Origin of the sequence: Lacrimispora amygdalina (assembly GCF_003432035.1) — a bacterium.
Taxonomy (GTDB): domain Bacteria; phylum Bacillota; class Clostridia; order Lachnospirales; family Lachnospiraceae; genus Lacrimispora; species Lacrimispora amygdalina.
In genome coordinates, this window is record NZ_QOHO01000097.1 from 1 (window position 1) to 7743 (window position 7743).

General features: G+C 44.2%; 8 protein-coding genes. 1 reads left to right on the forward strand and 7 read right to left on the reverse strand.

The features are described 5' to 3' along the window. The 7 genes from DS742_RS24690 to DS742_RS24720 form a co-directional block, all read right to left on the reverse strand. Nucleotides 1–1346 (reverse strand): APC family permease (locus tag DS742_RS24690; RefSeq protein WP_147325868.1); only part of this gene is annotated, 1346 nt, incomplete at its 3' end. A gap of 74 nt (nt 1347–1420) precedes the next feature. Then, entirely contained in the window at nt 1421–2548 is a 1128-nt protein-coding gene (locus tag DS742_RS24695; RefSeq protein WP_117419595.1) for an NAD(P)/FAD-dependent oxidoreductase, read from the reverse strand. A gap of 4 nt (nt 2549–2552) precedes the next feature. Continuing rightward, complete coding sequence (locus DS742_RS24700) at nt 2553–2879, reverse strand: (2Fe-2S)-binding protein (protein ID WP_117419596.1); 327 nt, start codon at nt 2877–2879, stop codon at nt 2553–2555. Then, entirely contained in the window at nt 2872–4458 is a 1587-nt protein-coding gene (locus DS742_RS24705; RefSeq protein ID WP_117419597.1) for an FAD-dependent oxidoreductase, read from the reverse strand. The genes DS742_RS24700 and DS742_RS24705 overlap by 8 nt, the downstream gene beginning before the upstream one ends. Before the next feature lie 2 nt (nt 4459–4460). Next, the gene (locus DS742_RS24710; protein ID WP_117419598.1) at nt 4461–4772 is read right to left on the reverse strand and encodes a (2Fe-2S)-binding protein; all 312 of its coding nucleotides are present in this window, start codon (nt 4770–4772) and stop codon (nt 4461–4463) included. Between the two features lie 26 nt (nt 4773–4798). Beyond that, nucleotides 4799–5965, reverse strand: a complete 1167-nt coding sequence (locus tag DS742_RS24715) for an ornithine cyclodeaminase family protein (protein ID WP_346065648.1) — start codon at nt 5963–5965, stop codon at nt 4799–4801. Further along, complete coding sequence (locus DS742_RS24720; RefSeq protein WP_117419599.1) at nt 5955–6347, reverse strand: Rid family hydrolase; 393 nt, start codon at nt 6345–6347, stop codon at nt 5955–5957. The genes DS742_RS24715 and DS742_RS24720 overlap by 11 nt, the downstream gene beginning before the upstream one ends. A gap of 287 nt (nt 6348–6634) precedes the next feature. Here DS742_RS24720 and DS742_RS24725 point away from each other — a divergent pair, with 287 nt between their 5' ends. Continuing rightward, the gene (locus DS742_RS24725) at nt 6635–7483 is read left to right on the forward strand and encodes a helix-turn-helix domain-containing protein (RefSeq protein ID WP_117419600.1); all 849 of its coding nucleotides are present in this window, start codon (nt 6635–6637) and stop codon (nt 7481–7483) included. The last annotated feature ends 260 nt before the right edge of the window (nt 7484–7743 follow it).

Here is a 7743-nt window from a genome sequence, read left to right on the forward strand (position 1 = left end):
CTTATGGGGGTCAGTTCAAAAGCGTCTGCCTTTTTAATAATCTTTACCCAGCAGAATGCAAAAAGTAAAGTAATAATAAGTAACGCAAGATAAATCTTATAAATAAATATTCTGGCATCGCCTTCTGCAATATTCCAGATCATGTATATATCTCCTATAATACAGATAATCTGGGGAATACCCCATAAAGTAAACCTTTTATCCCTGCCCGCAGCGTTGGGATACCGTCTGCGCAGCATCAGGACGGTAAGGTTAACCAGAATGTAGGAAGTGAGCCAGAAACAGGAGGCTGCAAGCAGGAAGTTGGTTAAACCGGACGAGTTTGCGATGCCGCTCACCAGAATAAAAGAGATAACACCTGTCATAAGGAAAAGGCCTGGCGTTGGAGTTCCTCTTTTATTTTTTTTACTAAAATGAGATGGCATTAAACCAGCATCTGCCATACCGCATAAAATCCTGGCCACGCTGCCCAGTACTGTGTTGATGGTGCTGATTCCTGCCAGTATGGTAATAAGTCCCATCCAGTAGCTGCCCGCTTTTCCCATAACCCGTTCTGCAAAGAGAATGTGAGGCATGCTGCTGGTACGAAGCTCTTCCAGTGAAACGTAGTTTCTCATGCCAGTGCTTAATAAACTCTGAACAAGAAACAGAAGGCATATACCAAGGATCATGGACAGAGGAACATCCCGCCTGGGATTTTTTAAGTCTTTAGAAACCGGAATAACAAATTCAATTCCAATAAACATCCAGAATGCCAAAGCGGTGAGAGAGAGGATTCCTGAAAATCCCGTCACAACAGGAGGCGTCTGAGTACCCGGAGCAAGAGGTGTTCCGACTCCTAATTTTAAAGTACTGACAACTCCAAGAAGAATCAGAGAACCAATCAGCGCAATGACTGTTAAGTTCTGTATTTTAGCAAAGATATCCACGCCCAGGTAATTGACAACTGTTAAGAACGCAAGAAGGGACAGACTGATTACCAGTACAGGAACTCCTTTTAAAAAGGTTTCCTGAATTACCAGTCCGCACATGGCCAGCTCTACGGACCCGGCCAGCATATTGGTGATTACATAGGCAGAAAGATTGGAGACAATAGAAGGAACAGGTCCCAGCCCGGCGAGTGTATACTGCCCCAGGCCTCCTTCTGCTTCCGGCATTAAATCGTGAAGCTCACGAAAGGAAAGTGCAAGAAGAATATTTAAAATAACAACAATGAACATGGCGGCGATAAAGCCTTTTCCGGCAAGCCCGGTACCAAGTCCAAGAGACAACAGGCAGCTGGTTGCCACAATTAATCCAACACATACGGAAACTGCACTTCCAAGTCCCATTTTTTTAGTGTTCATATAGCTCCTCCTTTTATGCGGTAAATAAAGTAAAAAAACAAAGACATCTTTAAAAAGACGTCTTTGCCATTGTGTCAGATCTTTGTATGAAACCGGTCATACCGGAAATCTTTTATGCTTAAAACAGGTTCTTCTCCTGTAGCCATCTGAGATAAAATGGTTCCTACTGCAGGGGAAATTCCGAAGCCATGTCCGGTAAATGCACAGGCAAGTATCAGTCCGGGAACTTCCTCCACATGGCTGATTACAGGGATGTGATCGGCGCAGACATCGATGAAACCCGCCCACGTTCTTACGATTTTTGCATTGGAAAGACAGGGAAAATATTTCATAATGCCCCGGCAGATGCAGGAGGCAGTCTGGCTGTTGGTTACAGGAGTTCCATTGTTCTTATTAAAATCCTCAAATCCGGAGGAACCACCAAAAACAAAAGAACCGTGGGTGCTTTGGTGTCCATAGAAATCAGCCATTGCGGTACCAAGCATCTGGTAGAACATGGGAGGCTGGGCTTCTGTGACCAGAACCTCTAAGAGTGCCTGGGTCATAGGAATATCAACTCCTACCGTAGCAGCAATTTTGCGGCTTTCGAATCCAGCTGCCAGTATGATGGTCTCTCCTTCATACACCCCGCTGTCTGTAATAACCTGCCTTGCTTTTCCTCTGTATTTTTTTATCTCAGTAACTTCTTCCCCGGTAATAAAATGAACACCCAGGTGCCTGGCCTTTCTGTAATAAGCAAGGGTTGTAAGCATAGGGTTTGCGTGACCATCTGTGGGACACCAGCTTGCCCCTATTACTTCATCGGAAAGATATGGACAGATATCCTTTGCTTCTTTCCCGTCAATCATGGTGACTCCCAGACCCTGGGCACTTGCCCGCTCCGTAAGACCGTTTAATATTTTCAGATGATCCTCAGTTTTTCCAAGGCGTAAGTTACCTTTCTGATAATACTCCACATCCATTCCAAGCTCTTCGGAAAGGTGAGGCCAAAGGCTGGAAGCTCCGTACATTGCCAGGGGAAGTTCCCGCTTGTCCCGGCCTGACTGGCGGACGCCGCCGCCGTTTCTGGAAGAACCTCCGCCTCCTATGTGGTCACTTTTCTCCAGGACAATGACAGAACAGCCCTTCTTTGCAAGATAGTAAGCGGTTGCATTTCCTATTATTCCGCTGCCTATGATAATCACATCAGCACAGTTTCCCATTCCATCATACCTCCTTTCTGTCATTGCCTAAAATCTTCATTTCTATGGGGCGCATGGGAGCACGGGATACGGCTGGCTCTATGTCACCCGGGGTAAGTCCCAGTTCTTTTGCCACAATGGATTTTACCAGTCTGGAGCAGGTCTGTCCCTGGCAAAGTCCCATTCCTGCCCTCAAAAACCTCCGTATTTCCGTCAGAGTAAACATTCCTTCGTGTACGGCTTTTCTGATTTCTCCCTTTGTCACTTCTTCACAGCGGCAAATAATCATATCATCATCCGGCTGGGGAATGAATGGTCCGATCTCTGTAAAACGATTGTTTCGCTTATTCATGGGAGCACCCCCCGCTTTTATAAAATCTGGTTTTTGATGCCATACCAACAGGAACCTTCATAGTCAGTAAGCTGGTATGATCAAAGGCTTTTAAAGTTTTTACTTCAATAATCTCCGCCTGACATACTTCTTTTCCACTTCGGTCAAGAGCGGTCCCTGTATCTCCTTTCGCCGGAAGCGGAAGGAATTCGTAGGGAAGAGTAATGGAAGCGTACCCCGGTTCGTATTCCTCGTTTAGGAGAAAGATTGCCTGCCCGGAGCAGGAAGCAACGCACATTCCGCAGCCGCTGCATGTATTTTCTTCATCAATGACCGGGAGAGATGTTATGGTTTCCCCGATTTTAATGCATTTTCTGGGACATGCGTCCTGACAGGGATTGCAGGGAATGTTCTGGGTGCATTCCATCACGGGGTGTATACCTTTTCTTTTTGCCATTCCAGGAAAGCGGTCCAATTCATCTTCATCTAAATATCCTTTTGTTAAAAGGCTGACTGAAACCGGTATTCCTTCGTCAGTCAGGGTGATCTTCTTTCCCCGGTTCTCCGGTGCGAACATGCCTTTTCTTAACAGGTCTAATGCCAGTTCTAATTCAGCTGTTGTTTCTTTCGCTGATTCCTCTGAAAGAAAACCCAGATATTCCGCAGCTTTTGTTCCTGCAATCCGTCCCTCTATCATGGCAGAACTGGCCTCTTCAATACCAGAGACGTCGCCTGCTGCATAAATACCAGGTATGCTGGTGGCACCGCTTTCATCAATAACAGGGACATATCCCAGCGGAGTATCCTGCATCTTGCAGCCTGCCATATGAAGAAGCTGTGACATGGGAGATAAACCCACAGCAAGACAGATGGTGTCTACATCAAAGTGCTTTTCTGTTCCGGGGATCAGCTGAAAGGAAGAGTCCACCTCTCCGATTACAACCCCCCTGACACGATCCTTGCCCTCCGCCTTAATTATGGTATGGGAGAGATAAAAGGGAACGCTGCATCTGGCGACTTTGGCTGCATGAACACCATATCCCCCTATTTTCGGAGCCGCATCCACGAGTGCGGCAACCTGACAGCCGGCCTGAAGCAGCTGGAAGCTGACCACCAGCCCTACGTTTCCGGTTCCAAGCATCAGAACCCGGTTGCCCGGCTTTATGTGATGTAAATTCATCATGGTCTGGGAAGCACCGGCTCCGATGACGCCCGGAAGTGTCCAGCCTTCAAATGGAACCATATTTTCTGTGGCTCCTGTAGCTACAATCACGGCATCCCCTTTATAGTGGCAGATCTCTTCTCCGATTTTAACGGTTATTTCCTTATCCTGATAAAGCCCGGTAACAATTGCATTTAATACAACCGTCACCTTTAATGCTTCTGCTTCTTTTAATAATTCTTCTCCGATCCGAAATCCCCGGATCTTTGCCTTATGTTCTTTTGAACCGAAGAATTTATGAATCTGTTTAAAAAGCTGTCCGCCAGGTTTGGAATTTTCATCGAAAACAATCACGGACAGTCCGTTTTCAGCGGCACTGATGGCGGCAGATAATCCCGCAGGTCCGGCTCCTATAATAATCAAGTCATATCGATTCATATTTATTCCTCCTGTGCCGATACCCCGTACTGGGTTTGTATCACCATACCTTCTTTTAAAGGAGTGATGCAGGTTCTGACATTGGGAATTCCGTCTACAACCATAACACAGTCCGTACAGCGGCCGATTGCGCAGAAAACCCCTCTTGGCCTGTGGTATTTTTTTGTATATCGGTGAATCATTATGCCTGCAGCTTCCAGAGCCATAGCAATCGGTTCCCCTTCATAGCCGGTAAGCGGTGTACCGTCGTATGTAAATGGAATGACTTTTCTCTCTTCCGGTTTTCCCAGTATGGGGTGTTCTTCTATTCTCATTTTGTCAGCTCCTGTTCCAGAATTTTTTAAGCGAGGTAGGGTTCTTTCCATAGGTTCAGCCTGGTCCCGATCCCGTTTTTAAGGGCATTTCTGTAAACAATGGTTCCCCATGCCACATCCTCTATTGGCATTCCGCCAACGGAATAAATAACGATTTCATTCTCTTTTCTATGAACAGGAACCTTTCCGGTGAGCATATCCCCAAGATCATCCACCTGGTCTGCTTTCATGACTCCGTCCTTTATTAAATCCATGCAGTGAACTGCGGGTATGGGAACGGAATTGTAGGAAGGATAGGGCAGTTCTTCCGCCCAGGCTTCGTATAGCTGAATGTTGTCCGCTACATTTCTTGCCCGGTTTAAGATAAAATCATCGTCAAATCTGGCGGCTGCCGGACAGCAGAGGATGGCACCTGGTTTGATCCATTCTTCTTTGATGTAAGGATACAGGGAAGGATCTCCGGTTGGGCTTGAAGTAGCAATACTTACTATATCCGCATCCCGGACTGCTTCTTCATCCGTATCCACTACAATCAGCTCTTTGATCTGGGGATATTTCTCCCTGACATACTGGATGAAGCCGTCCACTGATTTCTGGCTTCTTCCCTTGATTTTCACCGTTTCAATCTGATCTCTTACTGCCATTGCGGCATCAAAGGCAGTTTTGCTCATAACGCCTGGTCCGATGATACCTACCACTTTGGAATCTTCTCTTGAAAAATATTTGATTCCAACCCCGGGTACTGCTCCTGTGCGGAAAGCACTTAAAATATTGGCGGACATATAAGCAAGCGGTGCACCCGTATCTTTATCGTTAAGTGTCAGCATGAGAATGGATCTGGGAAGTCCCTTTTTTCGATTTTCCGTATTGGAGCCGTACCATTTCATGCCTGCCATATCAAACTTGCCTCCAAGGTAAGCCGGCATTGCCATAAACCGTCTGTCAGGTCCGTCTGTCGGCATATTTGGAAAAGGAGATGTCTCCGGGAATGTCATCATAATACCATGTGAATTGGCATTGGAACCGCCCATTCGGAAATCTCCTGCTTTCAAAAGCCGGAACATTTCTTCCATGGCCTCTACACAGCCTTTCATATCTGTAACCCCTGCCTTTACCATGTCTTCTTCATTCAGATAAATAAAATCAACCTCAGGATATGCCATATGTTTTTCCTCTGCTTTCTTAATTTTCATCAGTTATAAATGCTTCCAATTCAATTTCAACCATTTGAGACGGGCGGTTGAGTTTCGGTGTCTCCACCATGGTAAATAAAGGACGGACTTCTTTGAAATAACAAGAGTAAGCTTCTCCCACTTCCTTTGCATAACTCATATCAGTTACATAAGCCTTAATTTTTATCACATCACTGGCGCTTGCTTTTGCTTCTTTTAATAAGTCAATAAATTTCCTGAAGATATAATCGGCCTGTTCCAGTGCTGTTTCTCCATGTACGGTTCCGTCAGGCAGGACGGCGGTAGTTCCGCCGATATAAATATGTTCTCCGATTTTTACCATTCTGGAGTACCCCACCAGTTCTTCTAACGGAGCACCGGAGGAAAAGTTGATACGTTTCACGGAATGAACCTCCTTCCATAAAAAAAGTCTTATGATGTGGAATCATAAGACCTCGCTGTCTTTTTTGTCATTCTAACTGTTTCCGGTATACGGGTATTGTAAAAATCGGAAGTCAAAAGGAAAGAACTGACAGAACGTAAATGAGAATTTTTCTTGACCTTGAAAAGAGAAGATGATAAAATGCTTCAAAAGACACAAAGGCGTTCTGAACCCTTTGTGTCTTTTGTGTTTTTACAGGAATTTATTTTTCCCTATAAATCAGGATAAAACAGAAAGGAGCAGGCAATATGAGTAATGGCTGGAAAAAAGAAGAAGCTGTAACGCTGAGTCCCAGGCAGCCCGAGTTTGTGCTGGCAACGACTGACTATTCCAAGAAATGTCTTATGAAATATAACCTTTCTCATTTTTATCAGTTTACCGCTGAATCAGACCATATGGGAGTGATTCCAGATGCCTGTATTGATATGCTGTTCTGGGAAAAAAATGGGGTAATGAAAGCCAAGGCAGCCGGTACCTTTCTGGAAAAGGGAATAACGAAAACGGAGTTAAACTGCCAGTATTTTGGAGTCCGCTTTCTGCCGGGTGTGAACCCTGTTACCGGTAATGTAAAGCTTAGTGAACTGGTGAATAATGAGATCAGCCTGGAGGACATTATAACCAATGCAGGAGAGAGAGAGGCTTTACTGGAACGTATTCACGAAGCCTTGTCCTTTCATAAAAAAACTGAAGTATTTCTTGACTTTTATATGAAGCATTATTTTAACCATCCGGAAGATAAACATAGTTTAAAGTACGTAATTCACCAACAGATCCTGAATTCAGACGGAAGCCTGAAACTCTCGGAATTGAGTAGCTATACTGGCTATTCGGAACGATATCTAAATCAGAAAATCCATGAGGATTTTGGTATGAATCCCAAAAACCTGATCCGGTTTATCCGCTTTCAGAAATCAGTCAGCAGGCTGGTAGAAACCATTCACTGCGCAAATAGCGCAGATACGGCACTGATATCGGGGTATTATGATCAGTCCCATTTTATAAAAGAGTTTGTGAAAATGTCGGGATTTACACCCTCTGCTTACGTAGAGACCCTTTTGGGTAATGCTTATGATAAAAAGCTTCATGTTATTTATTAAAAAGAAAATTCATGATAATGAAATGATTTCTTCGGCTTGTTCCTGTTTTTAAGAACAAGCCATTTTTATTGTAATTTTATGTCTAAAATTGTCGATCACAAACCGCTATAACAATAAAGTTGTACATACAACTTAATAAATTTACTTAAAAAGTTAAAAAATGTATTGACATATTTAATAGTAAAAAGATATTGTAACAATTATCACATGAAGCATCTGCTATAATTCGACATAATATGTCGAATCAAACAAAATACATA

Bases quoted from the DNA above. Each gene is read 5' to 3' on its own strand.
- DS742_RS24700 (WP_117419596.1), bottom strand. From the start codon at position 2,879: ATGAATAAGCGAAACAATCGTTTTACAGAGATCGGACCATTCATTCCC.
- DS742_RS24705 (WP_117419597.1), bottom strand. From the start codon at position 4,458: ATGAATCGATATGACTTGATTATTATAGGAGCCGGACCTGCGGGATTA.
- DS742_RS24710 (WP_117419598.1), bottom strand. From the start codon at position 4,772: ATGAGAATAGAAGAACACCCCATACTGGGAAAACCGGAAGAGAGAAAA.
- DS742_RS24725 (WP_117419600.1), top strand. From the start codon at position 6,635: ATGAGTAATGGCTGGAAAAAAGAAGAAGCTGTAACGCTGAGTCCCAGG.
- DS742_RS24715 (WP_346065648.1), bottom strand. From the start codon at position 5,965: ATGAAAATTAAGAAAGCAGAGGAAAAACATATGGCATATCCTGAGGTT.
- DS742_RS24695 (WP_117419595.1), bottom strand. From the start codon at position 2,548: ATGGGAAACTGTGCTGATGTGATTATCATAGGCAGCGGAATAATAGGA.